At 63.8% G+C, this 24,073-nt stretch carries 34 protein-coding genes; 23 read left to right on the top strand and 11 right to left on the bottom strand.

Annotated elements, in window-relative coordinates:
- The 3 genes from ABIB99_RS34435 to ABIB99_RS34425 are packed head-to-tail and all read right to left on the bottom strand — an operon-like array spanning window position 1 to window position 1,793.
- Complete coding sequence (locus tag ABIB99_RS34435; RefSeq protein WP_063983755.1) at window positions 1-879, bottom strand: bifunctional helix-turn-helix transcriptional regulator/GNAT family N-acetyltransferase; 879 nt, start codon at window positions 877-879, stop codon at window positions 1-3.
- Window positions 880-931: 52 nt separating this feature from the next.
- A complete protein-coding gene (locus tag ABIB99_RS34430) occupies window positions 932-1,345 on the bottom strand; it encodes a cupin domain-containing protein (protein ID WP_354179897.1) in 414 nt (137 codons plus the stop codon).
- Window positions 1,346-1,391: 46 nt separating this feature from the next.
- The gene (locus tag ABIB99_RS34425; RefSeq protein WP_354179896.1) at window positions 1,392-1,793 is read right to left on the bottom strand and encodes an Ohr family peroxiredoxin; all 402 of its coding nucleotides are present in this window, start codon (window positions 1,791-1,793) and stop codon (window positions 1,392-1,394) included.
- A 148-nt stretch (window positions 1,794-1,941) separates the two neighbouring features.
- Here ABIB99_RS34425 and ABIB99_RS34420 point away from each other — a divergent pair, with 148 nt between their 5' ends.
- Window positions 1,942-2,412 (top strand): MarR family winged helix-turn-helix transcriptional regulator, encoded by a 471-nt coding sequence (locus ABIB99_RS34420; protein ID WP_135215233.1) that lies wholly within the window; start codon window positions 1,942-1,944, stop codon window positions 2,410-2,412.
- A 77-nt stretch (window positions 2,413-2,489) separates the two neighbouring features.
- On the opposite strand, the gene ABIB99_RS34415 is transcribed toward ABIB99_RS34420, so the two are convergent.
- Together ABIB99_RS34415 and ABIB99_RS34410 are read right to left on the bottom strand one after the other, a co-directional pair.
- Window positions 2,490-2,645, bottom strand: coding sequence for a hypothetical protein (locus ABIB99_RS34415; protein WP_094184234.1), 156 nt, complete (start codon window positions 2,643-2,645; stop codon window positions 2,490-2,492).
- A gap of 100 nt (window positions 2,646-2,745) precedes the next feature.
- A complete protein-coding gene (locus ABIB99_RS34410) occupies window positions 2,746-3,099 on the bottom strand; it encodes an MmcQ/YjbR family DNA-binding protein (protein WP_354179894.1) in 354 nt (117 codons plus the stop codon).
- Between the two features lie 70 nt (window positions 3,100-3,169).
- On the opposite strand from ABIB99_RS34410, the gene ABIB99_RS34405 reads away from it, so the two are divergent.
- From ABIB99_RS34405 to ABIB99_RS34395, 3 genes are all read left to right on the top strand, one after another.
- On the top strand, window positions 3,170-3,721 hold the full coding sequence (locus ABIB99_RS34405; RefSeq protein WP_354179892.1) for a carboxymuconolactone decarboxylase family protein: 552 nt from the start codon (window positions 3,170-3,172) through the stop codon (window positions 3,719-3,721).
- A 127-nt stretch (window positions 3,722-3,848) separates the two neighbouring features.
- Complete coding sequence (locus ABIB99_RS34400) at window positions 3,849-4,475, top strand: PadR family transcriptional regulator (RefSeq protein ID WP_354179890.1); 627 nt, start codon at window positions 3,849-3,851, stop codon at window positions 4,473-4,475.
- Window positions 4,476-4,494: 19 nt separating this feature from the next.
- Complete coding sequence (locus ABIB99_RS34395; protein WP_354179888.1) at window positions 4,495-5,139, top strand: O-methyltransferase; 645 nt, start codon at window positions 4,495-4,497, stop codon at window positions 5,137-5,139.
- On the opposite strand, the gene ABIB99_RS34390 is transcribed toward ABIB99_RS34395, so the two are convergent.
- Complete coding sequence (locus ABIB99_RS34390; protein ID WP_014495867.1) at window positions 5,126-5,353, bottom strand: tautomerase family protein; 228 nt, start codon at window positions 5,351-5,353, stop codon at window positions 5,126-5,128. The two genes, ABIB99_RS34395 and ABIB99_RS34390, sit on opposite strands and share 14 nt — an antisense overlap.
- A gap of 117 nt (window positions 5,354-5,470) precedes the next feature.
- Between ABIB99_RS34390 and ABIB99_RS34385 the strand changes: the two genes are divergently transcribed.
- From ABIB99_RS34385 to ABIB99_RS34335, 11 genes are all read left to right on the top strand, one after another.
- Window positions 5,471-6,364, top strand: coding sequence for a LysR family transcriptional regulator (locus ABIB99_RS34385; protein ID WP_063983747.1), 894 nt, complete (start codon window positions 5,471-5,473; stop codon window positions 6,362-6,364).
- A gap of 193 nt (window positions 6,365-6,557) precedes the next feature.
- The gene (locus ABIB99_RS34380; RefSeq protein WP_354179885.1) at window positions 6,558-8,222 is read left to right on the top strand and encodes an acetolactate synthase large subunit; all 1,665 of its coding nucleotides are present in this window, start codon (window positions 6,558-6,560) and stop codon (window positions 8,220-8,222) included.
- Between the two features lie 181 nt (window positions 8,223-8,403).
- The gene (locus ABIB99_RS34375) at window positions 8,404-8,751 is read left to right on the top strand and encodes a Lin0512 family protein (RefSeq protein WP_063983745.1); all 348 of its coding nucleotides are present in this window, start codon (window positions 8,404-8,406) and stop codon (window positions 8,749-8,751) included.
- 4 nt (window positions 8,752-8,755) lie between these two features.
- Window positions 8,756-9,448: a GNAT family N-acetyltransferase gene (locus ABIB99_RS34370; RefSeq protein ID WP_354179883.1), complete on the top strand. Its 693-nt coding sequence runs from the start codon at window positions 8,756-8,758 to the stop codon at window positions 9,446-9,448.
- 77 nt (window positions 9,449-9,525) lie between these two features.
- Window positions 9,526-10,710: a serine hydrolase domain-containing protein gene (locus ABIB99_RS34365; RefSeq protein WP_354179881.1), complete on the top strand. Its 1,185-nt coding sequence runs from the start codon at window positions 9,526-9,528 to the stop codon at window positions 10,708-10,710.
- A gap of 95 nt (window positions 10,711-10,805) precedes the next feature.
- Window positions 10,806-11,015: a YgaP family membrane protein gene (locus ABIB99_RS34360; protein WP_063983742.1), complete on the top strand. Its 210-nt coding sequence runs from the start codon at window positions 10,806-10,808 to the stop codon at window positions 11,013-11,015.
- A complete protein-coding gene (locus ABIB99_RS34355) occupies window positions 11,012-11,533 on the top strand; it encodes an RNA polymerase sigma factor (RefSeq protein ID WP_354179879.1) in 522 nt (173 codons plus the stop codon). The genes ABIB99_RS34360 and ABIB99_RS34355 overlap by 4 nt, the downstream gene beginning before the upstream one ends.
- A gap of 3 nt (window positions 11,534-11,536) precedes the next feature.
- Complete coding sequence (locus tag ABIB99_RS34350; protein WP_354179877.1) at window positions 11,537-11,884, top strand: carboxymuconolactone decarboxylase family protein; 348 nt, start codon at window positions 11,537-11,539, stop codon at window positions 11,882-11,884.
- 28 nt (window positions 11,885-11,912) lie between these two features.
- Window positions 11,913-12,578 (top strand): DUF429 domain-containing protein, encoded by a 666-nt coding sequence (locus ABIB99_RS34345; protein WP_354179875.1) that lies wholly within the window; start codon window positions 11,913-11,915, stop codon window positions 12,576-12,578.
- 118 nt (window positions 12,579-12,696) lie between these two features.
- Window positions 12,697-12,840: a hypothetical protein gene (locus ABIB99_RS34340; RefSeq protein ID WP_166095729.1), complete on the top strand. Its 144-nt coding sequence runs from the start codon at window positions 12,697-12,699 to the stop codon at window positions 12,838-12,840.
- A gap of 92 nt (window positions 12,841-12,932) precedes the next feature.
- Entirely contained in the window at window positions 12,933-13,637 is a 705-nt protein-coding gene (locus tag ABIB99_RS34335; RefSeq protein ID WP_071914746.1) for a glutathione S-transferase family protein, read from the top strand.
- A gap of 2 nt (window positions 13,638-13,639) precedes the next feature.
- Here the strand turns inward: ABIB99_RS34335 and ABIB99_RS34330 are convergent, their stop codons facing one another.
- The 3 genes from ABIB99_RS34330 to ABIB99_RS34320 all read right to left on the bottom strand — a co-directional run bounded on the left by ABIB99_RS34330 (window position 13,640) and on the right by ABIB99_RS34320 (window position 15,646).
- Entirely contained in the window at window positions 13,640-14,422 is a 783-nt protein-coding gene (locus ABIB99_RS34330; RefSeq protein ID WP_354179872.1) for a sulfite exporter TauE/SafE family protein, read from the bottom strand.
- Window positions 14,423-14,425: 3 nt separating this feature from the next.
- The gene (locus tag ABIB99_RS34325) at window positions 14,426-15,058 is read right to left on the bottom strand and encodes a TetR/AcrR family transcriptional regulator (RefSeq protein WP_354179870.1); all 633 of its coding nucleotides are present in this window, start codon (window positions 15,056-15,058) and stop codon (window positions 14,426-14,428) included.
- Window positions 15,059-15,274: 216 nt separating this feature from the next.
- On the bottom strand, window positions 15,275-15,646 hold the full coding sequence (locus ABIB99_RS34320; protein ID WP_354179868.1) for a tRNA-binding protein: 372 nt from the start codon (window positions 15,644-15,646) through the stop codon (window positions 15,275-15,277).
- Window positions 15,647-15,750: 104 nt separating this feature from the next.
- Here ABIB99_RS34320 and ABIB99_RS34315 point away from each other — a divergent pair, with 104 nt between their 5' ends.
- Window positions 15,751-16,104, top strand: coding sequence for an ArsC family reductase (locus tag ABIB99_RS34315; RefSeq protein ID WP_354179866.1), 354 nt, complete (start codon window positions 15,751-15,753; stop codon window positions 16,102-16,104).
- A 38-nt stretch (window positions 16,105-16,142) separates the two neighbouring features.
- On the opposite strand, the gene ABIB99_RS34310 is transcribed toward ABIB99_RS34315, so the two are convergent.
- On the bottom strand, window positions 16,143-16,823 hold the full coding sequence (locus tag ABIB99_RS34310) for a PAS domain-containing protein (RefSeq protein WP_354179864.1): 681 nt from the start codon (window positions 16,821-16,823) through the stop codon (window positions 16,143-16,145).
- 302 nt (window positions 16,824-17,125) lie between these two features.
- On the opposite strand from ABIB99_RS34310, the gene ABIB99_RS34305 reads away from it, so the two are divergent.
- The 7 genes from ABIB99_RS34305 (at window position 17,126) to ABIB99_RS34275 (ending at window position 23,616) form a co-directional block, all read left to right on the top strand.
- Window positions 17,126-17,881, top strand: a complete 756-nt coding sequence (locus tag ABIB99_RS34305; protein WP_063983735.1) for an ABC transporter ATP-binding protein — start codon at window positions 17,126-17,128, stop codon at window positions 17,879-17,881.
- Window positions 17,874-18,620, top strand: a complete 747-nt coding sequence (locus ABIB99_RS34300; protein ID WP_063983734.1) for an ABC transporter ATP-binding protein — start codon at window positions 17,874-17,876, stop codon at window positions 18,618-18,620. Before ABIB99_RS34305 ends, ABIB99_RS34300 begins: the two co-directional genes overlap by 8 nt.
- 48 nt (window positions 18,621-18,668) lie before the next feature.
- Complete coding sequence (locus ABIB99_RS34295) at window positions 18,669-19,889, top strand: ABC transporter substrate-binding protein (protein WP_354179861.1); 1,221 nt, start codon at window positions 18,669-18,671, stop codon at window positions 19,887-19,889.
- Window positions 19,890-19,961: 72 nt separating this feature from the next.
- On the top strand, window positions 19,962-20,825 hold the full coding sequence (locus tag ABIB99_RS34290; protein ID WP_063983732.1) for a branched-chain amino acid ABC transporter permease: 864 nt from the start codon (window positions 19,962-19,964) through the stop codon (window positions 20,823-20,825).
- Window position 20,826: 1 nt separating this feature from the next.
- Entirely contained in the window at window positions 20,827-21,795 is a 969-nt protein-coding gene (locus ABIB99_RS34285) for a branched-chain amino acid ABC transporter permease (RefSeq protein ID WP_071914733.1), read from the top strand.
- Between the two features lie 156 nt (window positions 21,796-21,951).
- Window positions 21,952-22,596, top strand: coding sequence for a DUF47 domain-containing protein (locus ABIB99_RS34280; RefSeq protein WP_014495845.1), 645 nt, complete (start codon window positions 21,952-21,954; stop codon window positions 22,594-22,596).
- Window positions 22,597-22,611: 15 nt separating this feature from the next.
- Window positions 22,612-23,616, top strand: coding sequence for an inorganic phosphate transporter (locus tag ABIB99_RS34275; protein WP_166352684.1), 1,005 nt, complete (start codon window positions 22,612-22,614; stop codon window positions 23,614-23,616).
- Here ABIB99_RS34275 and sugE read toward each other — a convergent pair.
- A complete protein-coding gene (gene sugE, locus ABIB99_RS34270; RefSeq protein ID WP_354179857.1) occupies window positions 23,609-23,923 on the bottom strand; it encodes a quaternary ammonium compound efflux SMR transporter SugE in 315 nt (104 codons plus the stop codon). The two genes, ABIB99_RS34275 and sugE, sit on opposite strands and share 8 nt — an antisense overlap.
- Between the last annotated feature and the right edge of the window lie 150 nt (window positions 23,924-24,073).

The following is a 24,073-nucleotide window of genomic DNA, read 5'->3' as shown; positions in this document are numbered from 1 at the left end:
CTATGACTGGATGTGCTTTTCGAAAAAGAGATCCGGGTAGGGATCATCGTTGAAGCGGGGGATCTCGCGCCAGCCCGTGGTGCGGTAGAGCTGGCCGGCTTCGGCGAGCGCGCTGTTGGTGTCGAGCCGCAGCAGCGTGACGCCGAGGTCGCGTGCGGCATTCTCGGCCGCGTCCATCAGGCGCCGGCCGAGCCGCAATCCGCGCGCTGCGGGGGCAACCCAGAGACGCTTGATCTCGGCATAGCCGTGATCCGTTCCCTTCAATCCGACGCAGCCGATCGGCAGCGTGTCGGACATCGCCACGATGAAGGTGCCGCGCGGACGGCGCATGTCCTTGGCGTCAGGATCGCGCGACAGCGAGACGTCAAAACCCTGCTTGAAGCGGCGGCCGAGCTCGGAATAGTACTCGCGCAGGCAATAACGTGCTGCTTCGCTCCGTGGATCCATCTCGTCCAACGCGACGCGCTCGCGCGTCAGCGCGGAGGCGATCAGGTCCATCGCCGCCAGCAGCGCCTCGCGCTGCGAATGTTGCGCCAGGAAGCCTTCGGCCTGCGTATTGGACAGCGCCTCGTAGGCTGCGAACTCGCGCCGTCCCGCACGCGTCAACGTCGCGACACGGCGGCGCGCATCGTCCTCATGCGTCGTGGTCTCGACCAGCCCTTCGTCCTCGAGGCTGCGGAGCAGCCGGCTCATCAATCCGGAATCGAGCCCGAGATAGTCGCGAATCTCCGCGACGTCCGAGCGCCCATGTCCGATCGCATTGAGCACGCGCGCCGCCCCGAGCGGTCGGCCGCGCCCGAGGAACGAGGTGTCGAGCGCGCCGACGGCGGAGGTCACGGCGCGATTGAAGCGGCGGACGCGGGAGACGGGATCGAGCATGATATCTGACTTTAGTCAGATATTGTGTGCGGGTCAATCGAGACGGCCGGTCTCACTTCACCAGCGTCAGCAGCGGCTTGTCCTTGGCGACGACATAGGTTGCAAGCTCGCTCGCGGTGTCCGGGCCGACGTTCTTCGCCGCATGAACCGCTCCCGCTGGAATGAACAGCACGTCGCCTGCCTTCAGCGTCACTGGCGGCTTGCCCTCGACGTCGTATTCGATGGCGCCTATCAGCACATAGATAATCTCCTCGCCTGGATGAGTGTGCCGGCCGAACGCAACTCCGGGCGCGAGGTCGACGCGGACCTGGATCGCCTCGCGGCCGGGCGCGCTGAGATCATGGCGCTGGAGGTCGGTGCGCGTGACGCCGGCCGGCTGGGCTGCCGCCGGCAGGGTGAGAAGGTTGGTGGCAAGCACGGCAGCGCTCGCAAGCAGGCGCAGGGTTCGTAATGGATAGGGGCTCATGGTCGGCTCCTGATGTTCTCTTGATCGTGGCGTCGGGTGTGGCGGGTCAGACGAGGGTGGTGGTCACCTCGATGTTGCCGTGGACGGCCTTGGAGTAGGGGCAGATGCCGTGCGCCGCCTCGATCAACTCCTGGGCGATCGTGCGATCGACGCCGGGAACGCTGACGTCGAGACGGGCCCGCAGGAAGAAGGCGCCGTTCGCATTGTTCAGGTCGATCGTGGTGTCGACCGACGGCTCGCTCGGCAGCTTGACCTTGCGCTGGGCGGCGGCGAGGCCGAGCGCGCCGAGGTAGCAGGCCGACCAGGCGGCGGCGAACAGGTTCTCGGCGGCCGGGTGCGGCTGGGCCAGCTTGATATCGAGAGAGCCGTCGTTCGCGTGCGCGGCGCCGTCGGGGCCGGAGGTGACGTGGGTCTTGCCGGTGAAGAGAAGCTTTGCAGCGGTGGTCATGGCGCATCCTTTCGGGTTCGACGTAGATCGTGTCCGATCGAATCGGATGCGAATTGAAATAAACCCGTCGCTTTGTCCGGTCAAGCTCTTCCGATTTAATCGGATGCGATTTATATTGATCGGGAGATCACGAATTGCGGAGGTTCACGTGTCCCGTCCCGCCAAAGCCGCCGGCAAAGGCCGAAAACTGTCGAATTTCCTGTGCTTTGCCGTCTATTCGGCCAATCTGGCCTTCGGCCGCGCCTACAAGCCCCTGCTGGACAAGGTCGGGCTGACCTACACCCAGTACATCGCCATGGTGGCGCTGTTGGACGAGGATGAGCAGACCGTCAGCGCGCTCGGCGAAAAGCTGTTCCTGGAATCCAACACGCTGACGCCGATCCTGAAGAAGCTCGAGCAGATCGGTTACATCAAGCGCCACCGCGATCCCGCCGACGAGCGGCAGGTGCGGGTGAGCCTGACGCCGGGCGGCCGAAAACTGATCGAACAGGATCTCGGCGAGTCCGTGATCGAGGCGACCGGCCTCGGCGACGATTTTCCGGTGGTGCAGAAGACGGTGAGCCGGCTGCGCGACAACCTGCTGCGCGCGACCCAGGCGGCCGGAGAGAAGAAACGCTGAGCGGGCAGCGCCTTCCCGCTGGGAAAGTCGGAGGCGGCATCCGCCTCCGATACAAGTACGAGGAAAAGCGCGCGGCTCTAGTTGCAGACCGTGCGCGGAATCATCCAAGTCGCAAAAGTCTGCCAGAACCCGTCTTCGCGACGGCGCTGGTAGGCGACGAAGTCGGCGTCATCATCATCATGCACGAGTTCATAGCGATAAGTGTTGGCTGCAGTGGTGTTGGGCTTGCTCATGGAGCACTCCATCTCGAATGGGCTTTGCTTCGAGCTAGGTGCGGTGCAGCAAAAGTCCAATGGGAGTACGTTGATCAGCGCATCACGTTGTGGAGAGTGCTTAGTCCAGCCCGAGCGCCTTGCGCGATTTGCGCGTGAGCTTTGCGACGATCAGGGCATGGGCCTGCGCCAGATAGGCGGTGAGTTCCGCATCGGGAAGTGCGTTGTTGCTGGCGAGCTGGACCCATTTGGCGCGCGCCAGATAGGGCGCCGGTCGTGCCACGCCATGCTCGATCAGCATCGCATAGCCCATGTCCGAGACCTTGAACATGTAGCCGCCGGAGCCCGCGGCAAAGCCGCCGCCGAGCGCGAACATCTTGCCGCCGACCTTGAACACGGAGGTGCCTTCCCACTGCACCACCTTGGTGGCTGCGGGCAGGCGCAGGCAGCGAGCTTCGAATGTCTTGGGTGTCATGCGATCGCAATTGAGACGAAAGGCCTGCCGTTATGGCAACATGCATCTTCCAACAAGGGATGAATTTGCGATGTCGCGCGTTTCGATCAAGACCAGGGACGATCTGCCGGAGGCGCTGAGGCCGTTGTGGGACAAGATGACGACCTACGGCGCGTTCGAGAACCAGGCCGGTGTCATGGCCCACCGCCTGCCGATCTTCAAGCATATGTGGTCGCTGCTGGTTGATCTTGCTGAAGAAGGCAATGTCTCGAAGCGTCATCTGGAGCTCGCCCTAGTCACGGTCTCGCTGCTCAACAAATGCGACTATTGCGTCTCGCACCACGCACCAAAGCTGGCGGTGCAGGGCGTGTCTGAGGAGGGCGCCGCGCGCCTCGTCGATTACAAGGACCATCCCGAGCTCGATGAGCTCGACAAGCTCGTCGTCGAATATTCCATTGCCGTCACCAACAACTGGAACAAGACCCGCGATGAGATCTTCGCCCGCCTGCACGCGCATTTCTCGGAAGCCCAGATTGTCGAGCTGACCTGGCGCATCGCGCTCTGCGGTGCCTTCAACCGCTTCAACGACCTCCTTCAGCTCGAGGTCGAGCAGGGCGTTCCTCACAGCGAAGCCGCGGAGTAATCGGTCGCCGGCGGTGCTGTTCCCCCGAGCCGGGACCAGCGCCAAGGCCCCGGTCACAGACTTGTGGTTTGCGGGTCGCTTATCTCAAATTATATCGTAAGATATGTTTTACAAAAGGACGTACGATATGCACCACGGACGAGACCAAAGAGACTTCCACTTCGGGCATTTCGCCCATTTCGTCATGGGCCGGCACGGCGGCGGTCGACGCTTCGGCCGCGGCGGGCACGGCTTCTTCGGGCGCGGCCCGGGCGGCGACTTCCCCGGCGCAAGGCGGCTGTCCTCGCAGGACCTCCAGCTCGTGATCCTGGCGTTGCTCGCCGAAAAGCCGGCTCATGGATACGAGCTGATCAAGATTATCGAGGAGCGGTCCGACGGCTTCTACACGCCGAGCCCGGGCGTGATTTATCCGGCGCTGACCTATCTGGAAGAGGTCGGCCACAGCAGCGTCGAGCAGGATGGCGGTCGAAAGCTCTACAGCATCACGCCGCAGGGCGAGGCGCATCTCGCCGAGAACCGCGCGACTGCGGACGCGATCCTGCAAGCGCTGTCGCGGATCGGGCGCCGCATGGACGAGGTGCGCGAGGCCTTTGCTGGCGTCAGCGATCTCGATGCCGACGCCTCCGACGAATTGCACCGTGCCCGCCACAACCTCAAGCGCGCGCTGCGTTCCAGGCTTGGCAGCGACCCCGCCGAGGCACGCCGCATCGCGGCGATCCTGGATCGTGCCGCCGCGGAAATCCTCGGCAAATAACTGAGAGGCGAAGCAACACATGAATGATCGGCCCCACAGCCCGATTCAAGACCCACGCGTCAACGCCGTCCTCGCGCGCCTCCAAGGCGCGCGGCAGCGGCCGGCCGGCGGCGGGCCGCGCGGCTCCTTCAACAGCCGTGATCCCCACGCCTATGCCGAGCAGGGCTTTTCGATTCATTCCGAGCAGGGCGAACTGATCTATCTGCTGTGCCGTGGCTTGCGTGCTACGCGCGTGGCCGAGTTCGCCACCTCGGTCGGCATGTCCACGCTCTATTTCGCGGCCGCTATCCGCGACAATGGCGGCGGCACCGTGATCGGCTCGGAGATCGTGCCGGCCAAGGTCGAGACCGCCAAACGCAATCTCGCCGAGGCCGGCCTTGCCGACTACGCCGAGATCCGCGAGGGCGATGCGCGAAAAACCTTGCGCGATCTCGGCGGTCCCGTCGACTTCGTTCTGATCGACGGCTGGCCGGGTGAGAGCGGTCCCTCGCTGGCGCGCGAGGTGATCGGGATCGTCGCGCCGCAGCTGCGCGTCGGCGGCTACGTCATGAACGACAATGCCGAGCCCGACTATCTCGATTTCATCCGCGATCCCGACAACGGCTTCGTATCGATGACGCTGCCGCTCAAGGGCGGCACCGAGCTCAGCCTCAAGGTGAGGTAGCGGCGTCGCTTGCGCGATAGGCGTCGGGAACCACGAACACCTCGTCGGCGCGGCCATAACCGCCATCAGGCACTTCCTCGATCAGCACCATGGTGTGCGTCCGCGCCGCTTCGCCGAAATAGTGCGCGAACAGCGCGGTGAGGTTGTGCACGATCTCCGCCTTCTGCGCCCGCGATAGGGCGGCCTGGGGGATCTTGATATTGGCGAAAGGCATGATGGGTCTCTCCGTGTGATGGGGTGTGGTTGCTCCTGTTCGAGAATGCCCGATCGCCGCGACCGGATAATCGCGAAAAACTTGTCATCACTTGTCGGCTGTGGTGAACAATCGGCTATGGACCGGTTTGACGCCATGCGCCTGTTCGTCCGCCTCGTCGAACGGCAGAGCTTTACGGCTGCGGCTGCCGACCTCGGCATTCCCCGCTCGACGGCGAGCGAGGTTTTGCGCGGGCTCGAGGCGCGGCTGGGCGCGCGCCTGCTCGAACGGACGACACGGCATGTCACGCCGACGCTCGACGGCGAGGACTATTACCGCCGCTGCGTCGCCATCCTCGCGGAGGTCGAGGAAGCCGAAACCACGATGCGCGATGCGCGACCGCGTGGCTTGCTGCGCATCGACGCACATCCTTTGCTGACCCGCACCTTCATCTTGCCGCACCTGCCGGAATTCCTGGCGCGCCATCCGCAACTCGACTTGCAGATCGGGCAGGGCGATCGGCTGGTCGATCTCGTGCGCGAGGGCATCGATTGCGCGATCCGGTCGGGAGAGCCCGAGGACAGCGGGATGATTTTGCGCCGTCTCGGGACGGTCGAGGAAATCACGGTGGCGAGCCCGGGCTATCTCGCCAGCCACGGCTTGCCCGCGACGCCTGATACGCTCGACGGCCATCAGATGGTCGCGTTCATCTCATCGCGCACCGGCGATGTTTTGCCGCTGGAGTTTTCTATCGCCGGCGGGCTGCGCAATGTCGTGCTGCCAAGCAGGGTTCGCGTCAACAATTCCGACACCATGGCCGATCTCGCGCGGCTCGGCTTCGGCCTCACGCAGGCGCCCCGCTATCGCTTCGCAGCGGATCTCGCCAGCGGTGCGCTGGTCGAGGTGCTGGCAGGCTATCCACCGTCGCCGACGCCGCTCTCCGCGCTCTATCCGCAAAACCGCCAGCTCGCGCTCCGCCTGCGCGTCTTCCTCGACTGGATATCAGGCATCTTTGCCGAGGCGAAGCTGTAGAGCTTCGTAGCCCGACAGGCAAAATGTCCGAACAGTCGGTCAATCCGCTCTACCGGAATTCGGAAACGGCGTCGTTGCGAGCGTATTGACGATGTTGGAACAATCGCCCGCCTCTTTGTGAGTTGTGCCTGCGCCACGAGCCGCTACCATGTGACCGCTCCCGACCACGGGACGCACAGCGAGCGGAGGCGACATGAGCGGGCAGGAACGCAAGGCAAAAGGATCGGACCTGTTTGTCGCGGCGCTGGAGAACGAGGGCGTCGATCGCATCTTCGGTATCCCTGGAGAGGAAAATCTCGACCTCGTCGAATCACTGCGCACCTCCAAGATCGAGTTGGTCCTGACCCGTCACGAGCAGGCCGCGGCCTTCATGGCCGCCACGCATGGTCGGCTCACCGGCAAGCCGGGAGTGTGTCTCTCGACGCTCGGCCCGGGCGCGCTCAACCTGTCCACGGGTGCCGCCTATGCCCATCTCGGCGCGATGCCGATGATTTTAATCACCGGCCAGAAGCCGATCATGAGCAGCCGGCAGGCGCGCTTCCAGATCGTGGACGTGGTCGCGACTATGAAGCCGCTGACCAAGCTCTCCCGGCAGATCATCAGCGCCTCCAGCATTCCGACCGTGGTGCGCGATGCCTTTCGCGTGGCGATGGAGGAACGGCCGGGGCCGGTGCATCTCGAGCTGCCCGAGGACATCGCGGGCGATGAAGTGCCGGCTGTCCCCGTGATCCCTGTCCATCCGATTGAAATTCCGGTCGCCCATCGCGCCGCGCTCGACCGCGCGGCCGAGATGATCCTGGCCGCAAGACGTCCGTTGGTGATGATGGGCGCTGCGACCAGCAGGCCGCGCTCGACCCACGGCATCGCCAGCTTCGTGCGGCGAACCGGCATTCCGTTTTTCACGACACAGATGGGGAAGGGCACGGTGCCCGGCGGCACTAATCTCTACATGGGTACGGCGGCGCTATCCGAGCGCGACTACGTCCATGACGCGATCGACGCAGCCGATCTGATCGTGGCGATCGGCCATGACCCGATCGAGAAGCCGCCCTTCATCATGGGGCCGTCGGGACCGAAGGTCATTCACGTCAGCTACACGCCGGCCAGCGTCGAGCTGGTCTATTTCCCGGATGCCGAGGTCGTCGGCGACGTCGGCCCGAGCCTGGAGCTGCTCGCCGACCGGCTCGAAGGCAAGCTGCCGCAGGCGGCGGCGCTGTTGCCGTTGCGCGAGGAGATCCTCACGCACATCGCCGACCGCGCCACCGAGGCGCGCTGGCCGCCGACACCGCAACGCATCGTGCACGACATCCGCCAGGTGATCCCGGAGAATGGCATCGTCGCGCTCGACAACGGCATGTACAAGATCTGGTTCGCGCGCAACTACCGAACCCGGGTCGCCAACACGCTGCTGCTCGACAATGCGCTGGCGACGATGGGCGCCGGCCTGCCGTCGGCGATGATGGCCGCGATGCTTTATCCCGATCGCCGCGTGCTCGCGGTCGCCGGCGACGGCGGCTTCATGATGAACAGCCAGGAGATGGAGACCGCCGTCCGCCTCAAGCTCAACCTGGTCGTGCTGGTGCTCGAGGACAACGCCTACGGCATGATCCGCTGGAAGCAGGCCGTCGATCACTTCGCCGATTACGGCATGACCTTTGGCAATCCCGATTTTGTCCTTTACGCGAAGGCCTACGGCGCCAAGGGACATCGCATCGAGAGCATCGACAGCTTCGGCCCGACGCTCGATGCGGCCTTCAAGGAGGGCGGCGTGCACCTGGTCGTAATCCCGATCGACTATTCGGAGAACGTGCGCGTGCTGGTAGATGAACTGCGGGCGCACGAGAAGTCGAAGGCGTGATGTGGTCGATGCTCTCGCCACATCGTCATTGCGAACGCAGCGAAGCAATCCAGAATCTTTCCGCGGAGGCAGTCTGGATTGCTTCGTCGCTTTGCTCCTCGCAATGACGGAGTATGCTGATCAGCCAAAATCCGATAACAACCTGCATCAACGTAGCTCAACCAACCACAGGAATTATGAAATGACTCGCGTTCGCTGTATCACCGAGATGGGCATGGGCGTTGACGTTCACGGCAGGGACGCCACCAAGGCGGCGAAGCGTGCCGTATCGGATGCCATCAGGCATTCGAGCCTCGGATTCTTCCGGATGATCGGCAAGACCGCGAACGATATGTTCGTCGACGTCACGATTGCGGTGCCCAACCCTGAGGCGGTGGACAAGGACGCCGTTGCGAAGGAGCTGCCTTACGGCACGGTGACCGTGACTGCGGTCAAGGGCGGGCTGGAGATTCCCTCGGCCACGGAAGTGGCCAACGATCCCATCCTGATCGCCAATGCGGCGGTGATCGTCAGCTTCGACAAGGACTAAGCCGGTGTCCGACAGCGATGAGCGGCTACTGGATCGTCCGATCTGGAGTGCGCTGACGACGAGCCAGAAGCATCTGGCGGAGGGCGGCCCGCGCGCGCGGCGCTATCCCGTGGACATGACACCGTTTGCCGACATGGTCGACATGTCCGAGGCAAGCTTCGCCGCGCTCGGTGATCTCCTGGCGGGCTCGCAGGTCGCCGCGCTGTTCACGCCGGAGCCGGTCGACGTTCCCGCCGGCTTCAAGGTCGTGCTCGCCGAGACCGGCGAGCAGATGATCGGCTCGCCGGCCGACAGCCCACTTCGCGATGCCGAAATCGTCAAATTGGGCGCGGCCGACGTCGCCGCCATGATGGCGCTGACGGAGCTAACCAAGCCCGGTCCGTTCGCGTTGCGCACCCATGAACTCGGCACGTTCCTCGGCATCCGCGTTGGTGGAGAATTGGTCGCGATGACGGGCGAGCGGATGAAGCCGGGAAAATTCGTCGAGATGACGGCCGTCTGCGTGCATCCGGACTATCGCGGGCGCGGCTACGCGCAGGCGCTGCTCGCGGCGGTCGCGCGCCGGATCGAGGCGCGCGGCGAAATTCCGTTCCTGCACGTCTTTTCGAACAACGCGTCGGCGATCGCACTGTATCAGCGGCAGGGCATGCGCATCCGCCGCCGCCTGTATGTGACGGTGCTGGCGAAGCAGGGATGAGCTGCGCTATCCGGACGGGCTTCATATCCGGCCAATTCGCGCTATATCCATTCCAACCATAATTGGGGGAAACACACATGGACGCCAGAACACCTGATTTTTCCGCCGCGCGGACGGCGATGCAGCGTTACGTCGATCAGGAGATCATTCCAGGCGTGTCCTGGGCGGTGCTGCGGGGGCGCGATGTCGTCGATCAGCACTGCGTCGGCTTCGCCGATCGCGAGGCAAAAGCCGCGCTGCGGCCCGACCACATCTTTCGCGCGTTCTCCAACACCAAGATCTTCGTGACGTGCTCGATCATGCTGCTGGTCGAGGAGGGCCGCATCGGGCTTGATGACCCCGTCGAGAAATTCCTGCCGCAGCTTGGCAATCGCAAGGTGCTGAAGCAGGGTGCCGCGAGCCTTGCCGATGTCGAGCCGGCGAAGGGCCCGATCACGATCCGCCAGCTGCTGACCCACAGCTCGGGCCTCAGCTACGGCATTTTCGATCCCGGCACGGTGCTGTTCAAAGGCTATAACGAGGCGCGCGTGCTCAATCCGCTCACGCCGCTGACCGACATGATCGACAAGCTTGCCGATCTGCCGCTGTCCTATCATCCCGGCGCGGGCTGGGAATATTCGGTGGCGACCGACGTGCTCGGCCGCGTGGTCGAGGTCGTCTCCGGTCATGCGCTCGACACCTTCCTCAAGGCGCGCATCTTCGATCGCCTCGGTATGGTCGATACCGGCTTCTCAGTGCCCGAGGCGCAGCAGGGCAGGCTGGTTGCGCTCTACACCGGTGCCGACGTGCTCGATCCGATGAAGCCGGGCCTGACGCGGGCCGACAATCTGCCTTATCCGCAGGCCTATCGGCGGCCGTTTCCGCGGCTCTCGGGCGGCGGCGGTCTGGTCTCGACCTTGCCCGACATGCTCGCGCTGGTACGCGCGCTGCTCCCCGGTTCGGATGCGCTGCTGAAGCCCGACACGCTGCGGCAGATGATGACGAACCAATTGCCAGCGGGCCAGACCATCCGATTTGCCAATCTCGGCCCGATCCCCGGCAAGGGCTTTGGTCTCGGCGGCGCCGTCACGTTTGCGCCGACGCCGTTCGATCCCCCGAATTCGACCTGCGAATTCCAGTGGGGTGGGCTTGCCGGCACCCATTGGTGGATTTGTCCGCAGGCCAACACTGTCGGCGTGCTGATGGCCCAGCGCCATATGGGCTTCTGGAACCCATTCTTCTTCGAGTTCAAGCGCCTGGCCTACCAGGCGGTCGGGGGCTGATCGCGAAAAAATTGCCGGCGTCCGCGAATCCTTTCCGGCCTTCGCGTCCTCTTGATGGTCGAGGCATTTTGCTTCGGCTGATTTCGGAGGATGTGATGGCATTCTACAGGAAGAATATCGGCGGTCTGCATCAGGCGGTGCGGGTTGCGCTCGGAATTGCGGTTGCGATTGCCGCATTCGTTTTTCTCACCGGCGTCGCAGCGTGGCTGGTGGCGCTCGGGGGCGCAGGCTTCGCACTGACGGGGCTCGTCGGCTATTGCCCGATGTGCGCGATGGCCGGGATCGGACGGGGAGGCGTGTCGTGAGTGCGGCGGCGATCTCGTCAAATCTGTTCGAGGCGGCCCGGCTCGGCGATCCCCAGGCGATCGCGTCTCTGCTCGAGACGGCGCAGCCGGATATCCGCCGCTACGCACGCGCCACCTGCCGCAGCTCGGCGGATGCCGAGGATGCAACCCAGGAGGCGATGTGGATCCTGTTCCGCCATGTCGGCACGATCCGCTCGCTCGTCGCTCTTTCCGCGTGGCTGTTCAGCGTGGTCCGCCGCGAATGTCTGCGGCTCGCGCGCAAGGCGGGGCTTGCGCCATCGATCGACGACGGCGAGGCGGAGGCTCCGCTGCCGTCGCGCTCCGAAGCGGATTTGCGTCTTGACGTGGCGGCTGCGTTCGAAGCGTTGCCGGCGCATTATCGCGATGTCGCGCTGATGCGGGACGTCAAGGAAATGACCATCGACGAAATCGCCGCCGCGCTCGGTGCGTCCAGGCCGACCGTGAAGGCGCGCCTGCATCGCGCCCGCGCCCTGATGCGCGAATATCTGACGAGGTGAGACGTGACCGATTATCAAACGCCTGACGATCTGAAGTCTGTCCCGGCTTTCGTGGCGCTCGCGCCGGTCGAGGCCAACGCGTTCCTTGCGTTCAACCACGCGGTCGAGCGCAAGGACGGATTGATCCCGCCGAAATATCGCGAGCTGATCTCGCTCGCGGTGGCACTCACCACGCAATGCGCCTATTGCCTCGACGTGCATACGGCGCAGGCAGCGAAAGCCGGCGCGACGCGGGAGGAAGTCGCCGAAGCGGCATTGATCGCCGCGGCCGTGCGCGCCGGCGGCACGCTCGGCCATGCGTTGCTGGCCCGGCGCTTGTTCGAGCGGCATCGAGACGAGGGAGAAGCATAGATGTCTAGTCGACGTCGGGACGTATGATTTGCCAAACTATCTCGGTCTCGATGGATTTCGCTTCGGCTGGGTCGCAGCCTGGATCGACGAGCGCGGCGATCATGGCTTTGATTATTCGCCGGGCCTGACGCGCTTGCTTGCGATGTCGCATGCGCGTGCGATGATCGACATGCCGATCGGATTGAAGCCCAGCGGCCATCGAGCCTGCGACTTGCGTGCACGCGAGCTGGTCGGCCCTGCCGTGTTTCTTGGCGCGCGCCGCGATCTCTGGACATTTCCCGACATGGCGGCAGCCAATCGCCACTATTGGGAGCGGGAGGGCAAGGGCAGGGGCGTGTCGGCGCAGCTCTGGAACATCAGGGACAAGATCAGGGACGTCGACGAGATCATGACGCCGGTGCGGCAGGCGACAATTGGCGAAGCGCATCCGGAATTGATTTTCTGGAACCTGGCGGGCCGAGTCCGTCTTCCGAAGAAGACGTCGGCGCGAGGTCGTGAGCAGCGCATCTCGCTGCTGGCGCAACGCGGCTTCACGCGCCTGGAGACATGGCTGACGCAGCGTCATGGCACCGGCATCGGCCGCGACGATCTCATCGATGCCTGTGCCTGCGCGGTCGCGGCCCGCGACAGCACAGAGCGTGTCGGCGGCGAGGAGGTCGATCCGCGCGGACTGCGGATGGAGATCAATTATTGAGGTCGCGGCCTCGCGCGTCTCGATTCGGGATAAAGTGGCAATTTATTTGAAGCGTGCAGGAACTGTCGACGGTCGGCCCGCGTTCCCCGTGCGAACCGATGACGGAGAAGCTCGTGCGATGAAGGATGCCAGTCAGTTCGCGACCGCGATGCTCGCGCTCGTTTTCACCGGGGCGCTGCTCGTCACCGGGCAGCTCTTCATCGAGCAACGCGCGCAGCGCGATATCGCGTACGCGGCCAGGCATCTGCTGCGGCCCCTGTAGTCCGGCTTCGATGCATGATCACGGCTCGGCCTTGCGCCGTTCGACGGCTCGCCTAGATTAGGCGGCATCTCACGAACGAAGCCGGGGTTCCGATGCCTGATCTGTCCGCCTTTCCCATCACCAAGCGCTGGCCTGCCAGGCATCCGGAACTGCTTCAGCTCTATTCGCTGCCGACGCCGAACGGCGTCAAGGTGTCGATCATGCTGGAGGAGATCGGTCTGCCTTACGAGGTCCACCTCGTCGACTTCGGCAAGGACGACCAGAAGACGGCGGAATTCCTCTCGCTCAATCCGAACGGCAAGATCCCGGCGATCCTCGATCCCAACGGTCCCGGCGGCCGGCCGCTGCCGCTGTTCGAGTCCGGGGCGATCCTGCAATACCTCGCCGAGAAGACCGGCAAGCTTCTGCCGGAGGACGCCGCGCGCCGCTACCAGGCCATCCAGTGGGTGCATTTCCAGATGGGCGGCATCGGGCCGATGTTCGGCCAGGTCGGCTTCTTCCACAAATTCGCCGGCAAGGATTTCGAGGACAAGCGGCCGCTCGAACGCTATGTCAGCGAGGCCAAGCGTCTGCTCGGCGTGATGGAGACGCATCTTTCCGGCCGGCAGTGGTTCATGGATGACGACTACACTATCGCCGACATCTCCATGCTCGGCTGGGTGCGCAACCTCATCGGCTTCTACGGCGCCGGCGATCTCGTTGAATTCAGCCAGTTCAAGTCGGTCGGTGCCTGGCTCGAACGGGGGCTGGCGCGTCCTGCCGTGCAGCGCGGCCTGAACATTCCGAAGCGGCCGTAGAATCAGGTCAGCGCCTTATGCGTCATGTAGAGCGCCATCACCGAGATGAGGGCGATCATGACCCTGTGCAGCACCGCTTTGCTGACGCCGTTGGCCGCGCGTGCGCCGAGATCGGTGCCGATCCAGAGGCCGGCGAGAATCCCGATGATGGCCGGCCAGCCGACCATGAGCCCCTTGCTCCAGTAGATCCAGGCCGCCGGAATGTTGGTCGGGATGACCGAGAAGATGAGGCTGACGAGTTGCGCCTGGTGCTGCGGGACGCGTAGGCCCGCGGCGAGGCCGACGGTGATCGCGAGTCCGCCGCCGATGCCCATGAAGCCGGAGGAAAATCCGGCGAGCGCGCCGATGAGGAGCAGGGGGAGCCAAGGCAGTTCGTCTCGGTCGGCGGCCGCGTGGCTCCCGTCCTTGCGGTTGCGGCGCAGGATCAGAAGGGCGATCAGCGCGACGAGATAGACGACGTAGGTCCATTGCAGCACCGAGTCGGAGACCGCCGCTGCTGCGTAACCGCCGCCCGCACCGCCGACGAGAAATCCGAGGCCGATCCAGGCGATCCATTGCAGCGGGCTGCGATTGCCGCTCTGCCAGTAGCGGCGTACGCCGGCGAGGCCAGTGGGAGGGACCTGCGTAATCAGCGACGTCCCCTGGGCGACATGCTGCTCCGCGCCGAGCAGCAGCACGGTGAAGACGACAAGCCCGCCGCCCGGGCTCGTTCCCATGAAGCCCGATGTCAGCCCGCCGACGAGACCGACGCCGATGCCTGCGAGGAGATCGTGGATCCAGGACATCGCTTACGTCCTGGTCCGTCGCTTGATGTCAGGCCTGGTCGTGCGAAATCCCTCGATCACGCCGCCGACGGCCATCATGCAGGCCTCGATGTCAAAATCCTCGCCCCAGCATTTCTGCAGCACGAAGCCCTGGAAGATCGCGATGAGCACGCGTGCGACCGCGTCGGCGTCTAGGTCGCGCTTGATCAGGCCGTCATGCTGCCCGCGCTCGACCAGCGCCACGATCAGCGCGCGCGGCATGTCGATGCCTTCGACGACGCTGGTGCGGACGCGGCGATTGCGCAGGGCCTCCGCCCAGCCGTGAATGCCGACGCGACGCCGCGCTTCGCCGGCGGGATCGGTGAGCCATTGCGCGTAGACGCGGATCAGCGCGTGGAGTCCTTCGATCGGATCACCCGATCCCTGCGCTACCGAGTTGAGCACGGCCTCGCGACGATGCCGGTCGTCGGCGAGCGCCTCGATCAAATCGTCCTTGCTCTGGAAGTAGAGATAGACCGCGCCGTGGCTCAAGCCCGACCGTTTGACGATGTCGGCCATGCCGGTCTGGTGAAAGCCTTGCTCGGCGAAGCAGGCGAGGGCCGCTTCGAGGATCTGCTGCCGCCTACCTTCGCGTTGCTTGTCGCTGATCTTGGGCATTTTGGCCGTCCATAAATAACTGACAGATCGGTCGTTTTGACCGTTTGCTCGACGCGGCTCTTGCAAAGCCGGACATTAATAAAAAACGATTAGTCAGTCAGTTTTATTATCAAAGGCGATCTCGGTCAAGTCCAGACGATCCGGAAACAGGAGGATCAAACCATTGCCGGGGGGATATGGCGGGAGGTAACGGCGGCCCGGCCCGCGATCGCGCGGCTAGAACAGCCGTCCGCCGTTCGGCACAGGCTTGCTCGGCTGCACCAGCACGACCTTGCCCTCGGCATCGGGGAAGCCGAGCGTCAACACCTCTGAGACGACCGGGCCGATCTGGCGCGGCGGGAAGTTGATGACGGCCGCGACCTGCTGCCCCACCAGCGTCTCGAGCGGATGATTTTCGGTGATCTGGGCCGAGCTCTTGCGCACGCCGATCGCGGGACCGAAGTCGATCCACAGCCGCCAGGCCGGCTTGCGCGCCTCCGGGAACGGTTTTGCATCGACGATGGTGCCGACACGGATATCGACCGCGAGGAAGCTGTTGAAGTCGATGGCTGGCGACGCGGCTGCGGCGGGATCGTGAGTGACGTGCATTGATGTATCCGTTCGGAGAGCGAGGTTCGTTCGCAATGTTGTCGCGCGAACCGGAGTTTCGTACAACGCTGCAGTCATCCAACGACGCATGCGCGAGGAAGGTCTTGCCCAACATCATCTACGGCATCAAGAACTGCGACACCATGAAGAAGGCGCGCGCCTGGCTCGACACCCATGGCGTCGCCTACGAGTTCCACGACTACAAGGCGGCGGGCGTCGAGAAGGACAAGCTCAAGCAGTGGAGCGACAAGGCTGGCTGGGAGACGCTGCTCAATCGCGCCGGCACGACCTTCAAGAAGCTGCCGGATTCCGACAAGGAAGGCCTCACCGAGAGGAAGGCGCTGGCGCTGATGCTAGCGCAACCATCGATGATCAAGCGGCCGGTGCTCGAAGTCGGCGGCAAGCTTCTGGTCGGCTTCAAGCCGGATATCTATGCCAAGGAAGTCAAGGCCAAGTAGGTCAAGGCCAAGTAGGTCGGCGCCAAATCGCGCTGCCCCTAATTTAGCTCGACGATCTCGGTGGTGACGCCGGGCTGATCGGCGAACTCGACGAGGTCGGCGGCAGCGATCCGGCCGGGAGCGCGATGGAAGAGATCGCGGTCGATCACCGCGCGCAGTTTCGGGCGCGGCAGCGCGTCATTTCCGCGCATCAGATTCTTGATCTCGAAGCCGCCGTCCTCGCAGAACGTCTTGAGCGAGGCGATGACGTGGCAGACCTTGCCGTCGGTCTGGAACGGCAGCAGCAGCCGTTCATAGGCAACCACGCGGCCATAGATGTCGTCGACGTCGGCCACGCTGTAGACCGGAAGCCCACGTGCCACGCATTCATAATAGATCGGCATCACGAAGGGTGCGAGGCGCGGTCCGATATAGTCGTCGAGCAGAACGCCCTTGCCGGTATGTCCATAGGCGCGCGAGATGCGCGTGCCTTCGCTCTGGATGATGAGGCGCGGCGTCGGCGCCGAGATGTCGACGGTATAATAGATGAGATCGGACAGCTCTTCCTCGAGCCGCGCGGGCTGATACTCCCAGATCGCCGGCACCATCCGCCCGCGCGCATAAAGTCGCAGCCACGTGTTCAGGAGATCACGCTGCCTGATCGACTTGACGACAGAAGGAGCGGCGCTTGCAAAATCCAAGACAATATTCCCGACGCATAAAACCCGCGCATGATCCATGCGGCGGGAAAATTTTCTATGAAGGCTGGCGCGCGGGATGAAAGACCGTTAACGACGGCTTGATGACCGGTGCCTTGCGAACCGGGAGGCCGGGCAGGCGACATCAAAACGCGTCCGACTAAGGGAGCATAAGCCTCCCGGCCGGAGACCTGATCTGCTCAGCTTTCCGCCTTGCCTAACCCCCGTCACCTCCGGCATATTCCGCGCCCGGAGGCGACGTTCCGGGACAGGCTCCAAGGCCCCCGGAAAGCCGAAGTAACTAAGGACAGCCACGCGTATTGTGCGGGCAGGGGGAAATCTGTTTGGCCGATGAGTTCATTCTCGAAACGGAAGGCTTGACCAAGGAGTTCGCGGGCTTCTTCGCCGTCCGCGACGTTGCGCTCAAGGTTCGCCGTGGGAGCATTCACGCGTTGATCGGCCCGAACGGGGCGGGCAAGACGACGTGCTTCAATCTTTTGACCAAGTTCCTCAAACCGTCCGCCGGCAAAATTCTGTACAAGGGGCAGGACATCACGGCGATGGCGCCGGCCGACGTGGCGCGCCTGGGACTGGTCCGTTCATTCCAGATCTCGGCGGTGTTTCCGCATCTCACCGCGCTGGAAAACGTCCGCGTCGCGCTTCAGCGCCAGCACGGCAGTTCCTTCGATTTCTGGCGCTCCAAGTCCGTGCTCAACCGCTTCAACGATCGCGCGCGTGAACTGTTGAACGATGTCGGCCTCAGCGAGTTTGCCAATACGCCCGCGGTCGAGATGGCCTACGGCCGCAAGCGCGCGCTCGAGATCGCAACCACGCTCGCGCTCGACCCGGAGATGATGCTGCTGGACGAGCCGATGGCGGGTATGGGCCACGAGGACATCGACAAGATCGCGGCGCTGATCAAGCGCATCTCGGCGAAATATACCATCCTGATGGTCGAGCATAATCTGAGCGTCGTGGCCAATCTCTCCGACATCATCACCGTGCTGACGCGCGGGCAGGTGCTGGCGCAAGGCCATTACAGCGAGCTCACCAAGGACGAGCGCGTCAAGGAAGCCTATCTGGGAGCCGGTCATGCGTGAGACTGCAACCGCGGACGCTCCCGCAAAAGCCGCAACCGGCGGCAACATCCTCCAGGTCCGCAACCTGGAAGCATGGTATGGCGAGTCCCACATCCTGCACGGGATCAATTTCGACGTGAACGCGGGCGAGGTGGTCACGCTGCTCGGCCGCAACGGCGCCGGCAAGACGACCACGCTGAAGTCGATCATGGGCATCATCGGCAAGCGGACCGGCTCGGTGAAGTTCAACAACCAGGACATCATCCGCGCGACCTCCGACAAGATCGCGCGGATGGGCATCGCGTTCTGCCCGGAGGAACGCGGCATTTTCTCCAGTCTCGATGTGCGGGAGAATTTGTTGCTGCCGCCGGTGGTTCGCCCGGGCGGATTGCCGCTCGAGCAGATCTTCGATCTGTTTCCGAACCTGAAGGAACGTCTCAACAGCCAGGGCACCAAGCTCTCCGGCGGTGAGCAGCAGATGCTCGCGATCGCGCGCATCCTGCGCACCGGCGCGAGCTTCCTGATGCTGGACGAGCCGACCGAAGGTCTTGCACCTGTCATTATCCAGCAGATCGGCCACACCATTGCACGGCTCAAGAAGGAGGGTTTTACCATCCTCCTGGTCGAGCAGAACTTCCGGTTCGCATCCACCGTCGCCGACCGCTATTACGTGGTCGAGCACGGCAAGATCATTGACGGATTTTCCAATTCGGAGCTTGCCGCCAACATGGACAAGCTCCACACCTATCTCGGCGTCTAAGACGGCCAAGCGTCAAACGGCCACGAGAAAATTCACGAGGGAAGTAGCATGAAAAAGTCGATTGCGTCGTTTCTGCTCGGCACGGCGTTGGCCGTCACCACGGCTGGCGTAGCCTTTGCGCAGGACAAGACCGTCAAGATCGGCGCGCTGTCCGATCAGTCCGGCCTCTACGCCGACCTCGGCGGTCCCGGCTCGACGCTCGCCGCCCAGATGGCCGTCGAAGATTCCGGCCTTGCGGCGAAGGGCTGGAAGATCGACGTCATCTCCGGCGATCACCAGAACAAGCCCGACATCGGCACCGCGATCGCGCGGCAGTGGTTCGACGTCGAAAAAGTCGACGTCATCGTCGACGTGCCGAACTCCGGCGTGGCGCTCGCCGTCAACAACGTCATCAAGGAAAAGAATGGCGTCTACATCAACTCGGGCGCCGCGACCTCGGACCTCACCAACGCGCAGTGCTCGCCCAACACGGTGCACTGGACCTACGACACCTACATGCTGGCCCACACCACGGGGCAGGCGCTGGTGAAGGCCGGTGGCGACAGCTGGTTCTTCCTGACCGCGGACTACGCCTTCGGTGCGGCGCTCGAGCGCGACACCACGGCCGTGGTCACCGCCAACGGCGGCAAGGTGGTCGGCGGCGTCAAGCATCCGCTCAACACGCCGGACTTCTCCTCGTTCCTGCTGCAGGCGCAGGCGTCCAAGGCCAAGATCATCGGCCTTGCCAATGCCGGCGGCGACACCACCAACTCGATCAAGCAGGCGGCCGAGTTCGGCATCGTCAAGGGCGGACAGAAGCTCGCGGCGCTGCTGCTGTTCCTCACCGACGTCAAGGCGATTGGCCTCGAGACCGCGCAGGGCCTCAACTTCACCGAGACGTTCTATTGGGATATGGACGACAAGACCCGGGCCTTCTCCAAGCGCTTCTCCGACAAGATGAAGAACAACGCGCCGCCCACCATGGTGCAGGCCGGCGTCTATGCGGGCGTGCGTCACTATCTCAAGACGCTGGAAGCGCTCGGCGGCAATCCCCATGACGGCGTCAAGGTCGTCGAGAAGATGAAGTCGTTGCCGACGGAGGACGACCTGTTCGGCAAGGGCGAGATCCAGCCGAACGGCCGCACCATCCACAGCGCCTACCTGTTCGAGGTGAAGAAGCCCTCGGAGTCCAAGGGGCCGTGGGACTTCTACAAGCTGGTCGGCACCGTGCCGGGCGACCAGGCTTTCACGCCGCTGTCCGAGAGCAAGTGCGCGCTCTTGAAGAAGTAAGATAACCGCCCGCAGGCGATCAGGCCTGCGGGCGATTTTCAGGCAACGCCGAAGGGACCGGGTGCGGGATCGATGCAGGCTCTTTACGCTCAGCTACTGGTGGGATTGATCAACGGCTCGTTCTACGCGCTGCTCAGTCTCGGGCTTGCCGTGATCTTCGGCATGCTCAACATCATCAATTTCGCCCATGGCGCGCTCTACATGATGGGCGCGTTCGTTGCCTATTTCCTGCTGAGCCTCGGCGGCATCAACTACTGGTGGGCGCTGCTGATCGCGCCTGTTATCGTCGGCATCTTCGGCATGATCCTGGAACGGACCATGCTGCAATGGCTGACGGGGCTCGACCACCTCTACGGCCTGCTCCTGACCTTCGGCATCGCGCTGATCGTGCAGGGCGTGTTCCAGAACTATTTCGGCTCCTCCGGTCTGCCTTACGCCATTCCGGACCAGCTCAAGGGCGGCATGAATCTCGGCTTCATGTTCCTGCCGATCTATCGCGGCTGGGTCGTCATCTTCTCGCTGGTGGTGTGTATCGCCACCTGGTTCCTGATCGAGAAGACGCGGCTCGGTGCTAACCTGCGCGCCGCCACTGAGAATCCGACGCTGGTGCGCGCTTTCGGCATCAACGTGCCGCGCATGATTACGCTGACCTACGGTCTCGGCGTCGGCCTTGCCGCGCTCGCCGGTGTGCTCTCGGCGCCGATCAACCAGGTGCGGCCGTTGATGGGCGCCGACCTCATCATCGTCGTGTTCGCGGTGGTCGTGATCGGCGGCATGGGATCGATCATGGGCTCCATCATCACCGGCTTTGCGCTCGGTGTGATCGAGGGCCTGACCAAGTATTTCTACCCCGAGGCCTCCAACACCGTCGTGTTCGTGCTGATGGTGCTGGTGCTCTTGGTGAAGCCAACGGGACTGACGGGAAGGGCGGCCTGATATGACAGCCTTGACGGACGACACGCTGCCGGTAACCCCGCGCGCGATGCGTGACGAGATGGTCGTGTTCGTGGTGATGGCGCTGCTGCTGGCGTCGGTGCCCTTCACGGGCGTCTATCCGTTCTTCGTGATGCAGGCGCTGTGCTTTGCGCTGCTTGCCTGCGCCTTCAACCTGCTGATCGGCTATGGCGGCCTGTTGTCGTTCGGCCACGCAATGTTCATGGGCACCGCCGGCTATTGCAGCGCGCACGCGCTGAAAGTGTGGGCGTTGCCGCCGGAGCTCGGCATCCTCGTTGGAATCGTCGCGGCGTTCGGGCTGTCGCTCATCACCGGCTATATCTCGATCCGCCGCCAGGGCATCTATTTCTCGATGATCACGCTGGCGCTGTCGCAGCTCCTGTACTTCATCTACCTCCAGGCGCCGTTCACCCATGGTGAGGACGGCATTCAGGGCATTCCGCAGGGGCGGATGTTCGGCTTGCTCGATCTCTCCAAGCCGACGGTGCTTTATTACGTCGTGCTGGCCGGCTTCCTCGCCGGCTTCCTGCTGATCTACCGCATCATCAACTCGCCGTTCGGTGAAGTGCTGAAGTCGATCCGCGAGAACGAGCCGCGCGCGATCTCGCTCGGCTACCGGACCGACCAATATAAATTCCTGGCTTTCGTCCTGTCCGGCACGCTGGCCGGCTTTGCCGGATCGCTGAAGGTGTTCGTGGCGCAGAATGCCTCGCTCACCGACGTGCACTGGACGATGTCGGGCGAGGTCGTGCTGATGACGCTGGTTGGCGGTCTCGGCACCATCTTCGGCCCCGTGGTTGGTGCCTTCGCGATCATCGCCATGCAGCAATATCTGGCGGGTTTTGGCCAATGGGTGACGGTGATCCAGGGCTCGATCTTCGTGGTCTGCGTGCTCACCTTCCGCCGCGGCGTCATCGGCGAAATCGCTCATTACTTCCGGCGCTCGCTCTAAGTCATTGATATCGCGCCAATTTCATTGGCGCGATAATCCGGTGGATGATCCTGCTTCGCGGGCGTGAGATGACACGCGCGCGGGGTGGAAATGGTCTATGACAGTTTCATGACGGTCCGTTCGGGCCGGGCCATTTCCAACCGGTAGCCTATCCCCATGATGCGATGGTTTCGCGCTTTCCTGCCCAAGGAAGAACGGTTCTTCGACCTGTTCGACCGCCATGCACAGACCGTGATCCAGGGCTCGATCGCACTCCAGGGCATGCTCAATGGGGGCGAGGAGACGCCGGTCTACTGCCAGCGTGTCAACCAGTTCGAGAATGACGCCGACAACATCACCCGTGAGGTGCTGACGGCGGTGCGCCGCACCTTCATCACCCCCTTCGACCGTGGCGACATCAAAAATCTGATCACCTCGATGGACGATGCCATCGACCAGATGCAGCAGACGGCCAAGGCCGTGATGCTGTTCGAGGTCCGCACCTTCGAGCCGCCGATGCGGGAGATTGGCGGGCTCCTGATCGAATGCGCCAATCTCGTGGGGCGCGCGTTGCCGCTGATGCAGTCGATCGGCCCGAACGTCGCGATGCTGACCGCGATCACGGAGGAGCTGGGCAAGCTGGAGGGCCGGGTCGACGATCTCCATGACATCGGGCTGAAGGAGCTGTTCCTCAAGCATCGTGATGGCAGCGCGATGGATTTCATCGTCGGCGTCGAGATCTACGACCATCTCGAAAAGGTGGCCGACCGTTTCGACGACGTCGCGAACGAGATCAACAGCATCGTCATCGAGCAAGTTTAGGGCAGGAGTCGCGCCGTGGATGCTGCGCTCGGACTTCCTGTCCTCGTCGGCTTGATCGCCGTCGCGCTGCTGTTCGACTTCCTGAACGGCCTGCACGACGCCGCCAATTCGATCGCGACCATCGTGTCCACCCGCGTGCTGCGGCCGCAATTCGCGGTGCTCTGGGCGGCATTCTTCAATTTCATCGCCTTCATGGTGTTCGGGCTGCATGTTGCCCAGACCATCGGCACCGGCATCATCGATCCCGCGGTGGTCGACGCCCAGGTGATCTTCGCGGCCCTTGTCGGCGCGATCGTCTGGAACCTGGTGACCTGGGGGCTGGGCATCCCGTCCTCGTCGTCGCATGCGCTGATCGGCGGTCTCGTCGGCGGCGGCATGGCCAAGGCGGGGATCTCGGCTGCGGTGTGGAGCGGACTGTCCAAGGCGGTGCTGGCGATCGTGCTGTCGCCGCTGGTCGGCTTCCTGCTCGCGATGATGCTGGTCGCGATCGTGTCCTGGCTCTCGGTGCGCTCGACGCCGTTCGCGGTCGATCGCGCCTTCCGCATCCTGCAATTCGCCTCCGCCTCGCTCTATTCGCTCGGCCATGGCGGCAATGACGCCCAGAAGACCATGGGCATCATTGCCGTGCTGCTCTATTCGCAAGGGCATCTTGGCGGTGAATTCTCGGTGCCGTTCTGGGTGGTGCTGTCCTGCCAGGCCGCGATGGCGCTGGGCACGCTGATGGGCGGCTGGCGCATCGTCCGCACCATGGGCCTGCGCATCACCAAGCTGACGCCGATGCAGGGCTTTTGCGCCGAAACCGGCGGCGCCGCGACCCTGTTCATGGCGACCTTCCTCGGCGTTCCCGTCTCGACCACCCACACCATTACTGGCGCGATCGTCGGCGTCGGCGCGGCCCGCCGCGTCTCGGCGGTACGCTGGAACGTCGCGAGCTCGATCGTCTATGCCTGGGTGATCACGATCCCGGCCTCGGCCATTGTCGCGGCGCTGACCTGGTGGGCGGTCCAGCTCTTCAAGTAACGAGCTTGAGCCCGACGATTCCTGCGACGATCAGCCCGATGCTGGCGAGGCGAAGCGCGGTGGCAGGCTCGCCGAACAGGACGATGCCGAGCGCCGCAGTGCCGACCGCGCCGATCCCCGTCCAGACCGCATAGGCGGTTCCAATCGGCAGTGATTTGAGGGCGAGGCCGAGCAGGATGATGCTGCCGGCCATCGCCGCGAGCGTGAGGACGGACGGAACGAGCTTGGAAAAGCCTTCGGTGTATTTGAGCCCGATCGCCCAGCCGATTTCCAGCAGGCCGGCGACGAACAGGATGCTCCAGGCCATGACGACCCTCCACTCAAGGCAGGGTCGTCCCCGCGGCTGATATGCTGATGGGCGGGGAGGCCGTCCTCCCCGGGAGCGAATATGGGGCTGGCCGAAGGGCTCCGCAATCACCACATGAGGCTTGATCAGGCCCATTTTCCCTGCCAAACG

It is taken from the genome of Bradyrhizobium sp. LA6.1 (genome assembly GCF_040547805.1).
GTDB lineage: Bacteria > Pseudomonadota > Alphaproteobacteria > Rhizobiales > Xanthobacteraceae > Bradyrhizobium > Bradyrhizobium barranii.
This window is presented reverse-complemented; position numbering and strand designations above follow the sequence as displayed.

Coding starts and splice junctions, on each gene's coding strand:
- ABIB99_RS34320 (WP_354179868.1), bottom strand. CDS start 15,646: ATGCACGTCACTCACGATCCCGCCGCAGCCGCGTCGCCAGCCATCGAC.
- ABIB99_RS34280 (WP_014495845.1), top strand. CDS start 21,952: ATGATGCGATGGTTTCGCGCTTTCCTGCCCAAGGAAGAACGGTTCTTC.
- ABIB99_RS34390 (WP_014495867.1), bottom strand. CDS start 5,353: ATGCCTTTCGCCAATATCAAGATCCCCCAGGCCGCCCTATCGCGGGCG.
- ABIB99_RS34335 (WP_071914746.1), top strand. CDS start 12,933: ATGCCTGATCTGTCCGCCTTTCCCATCACCAAGCGCTGGCCTGCCAGG.
- ABIB99_RS34290 (WP_063983732.1), top strand. CDS start 19,962: ATGCAGGCTCTTTACGCTCAGCTACTGGTGGGATTGATCAACGGCTCG.
- ABIB99_RS34310 (WP_354179864.1), bottom strand. CDS start 16,823: ATGGATCATGCGCGGGTTTTATGCGTCGGGAATATTGTCTTGGATTTT.
- ABIB99_RS34395 (WP_354179888.1), top strand. CDS start 4,495: ATGAATGATCGGCCCCACAGCCCGATTCAAGACCCACGCGTCAACGCC.
- ABIB99_RS34295 (WP_354179861.1), top strand. CDS start 18,669: ATGAAAAAGTCGATTGCGTCGTTTCTGCTCGGCACGGCGTTGGCCGTC.
- ABIB99_RS34385 (WP_063983747.1), top strand. CDS start 5,471: ATGGACCGGTTTGACGCCATGCGCCTGTTCGTCCGCCTCGTCGAACGG.
- sugE (WP_354179857.1), bottom strand. CDS start 23,923: ATGGCCTGGAGCATCCTGTTCGTCGCCGGCCTGCTGGAAATCGGCTGG.
- ABIB99_RS34360 (WP_063983742.1), top strand. CDS start 10,806: ATGGCATTCTACAGGAAGAATATCGGCGGTCTGCATCAGGCGGTGCGG.
- ABIB99_RS34285 (WP_071914733.1), top strand. CDS start 20,827: ATGACAGCCTTGACGGACGACACGCTGCCGGTAACCCCGCGCGCGATG.
- ABIB99_RS34410 (WP_354179894.1), bottom strand. CDS start 3,099: ATGACACCCAAGACATTCGAAGCTCGCTGCCTGCGCCTGCCCGCAGCC.
- ABIB99_RS34365 (WP_354179881.1), top strand. CDS start 9,526: ATGGACGCCAGAACACCTGATTTTTCCGCCGCGCGGACGGCGATGCAG.
- ABIB99_RS34380 (WP_354179885.1), top strand. CDS start 6,558: ATGAGCGGGCAGGAACGCAAGGCAAAAGGATCGGACCTGTTTGTCGCG.
- ABIB99_RS34425 (WP_354179896.1), bottom strand. CDS start 1,793: ATGACCACCGCTGCAAAGCTTCTCTTCACCGGCAAGACCCACGTCACC.
- ABIB99_RS34435 (WP_063983755.1), bottom strand. CDS start 879: ATGCTCGATCCCGTCTCCCGCGTCCGCCGCTTCAATCGCGCCGTGACC.
- ABIB99_RS34415 (WP_094184234.1), bottom strand. CDS start 2,645: ATGAGCAAGCCCAACACCACTGCAGCCAACACTTATCGCTATGAACTC.
- ABIB99_RS34300 (WP_063983734.1), top strand. CDS start 17,874: ATGCGTGAGACTGCAACCGCGGACGCTCCCGCAAAAGCCGCAACCGGC.
- ABIB99_RS34405 (WP_354179892.1), top strand. CDS start 3,170: ATGTCGCGCGTTTCGATCAAGACCAGGGACGATCTGCCGGAGGCGCTG.
- ABIB99_RS34400 (WP_354179890.1), top strand. CDS start 3,849: ATGCACCACGGACGAGACCAAAGAGACTTCCACTTCGGGCATTTCGCC.
- ABIB99_RS34430 (WP_354179897.1), bottom strand. CDS start 1,345: ATGAGCCCCTATCCATTACGAACCCTGCGCCTGCTTGCGAGCGCTGCC.
- ABIB99_RS34325 (WP_354179870.1), bottom strand. CDS start 15,058: ATGCCCAAGATCAGCGACAAGCAACGCGAAGGTAGGCGGCAGCAGATC.
- ABIB99_RS34340 (WP_166095729.1), top strand. CDS start 12,697: ATGAAGGATGCCAGTCAGTTCGCGACCGCGATGCTCGCGCTCGTTTTC.
- ABIB99_RS34375 (WP_063983745.1), top strand. CDS start 8,404: ATGACTCGCGTTCGCTGTATCACCGAGATGGGCATGGGCGTTGACGTT.
- ABIB99_RS34330 (WP_354179872.1), bottom strand. CDS start 14,422: ATGTCCTGGATCCACGATCTCCTCGCAGGCATCGGCGTCGGTCTCGTC.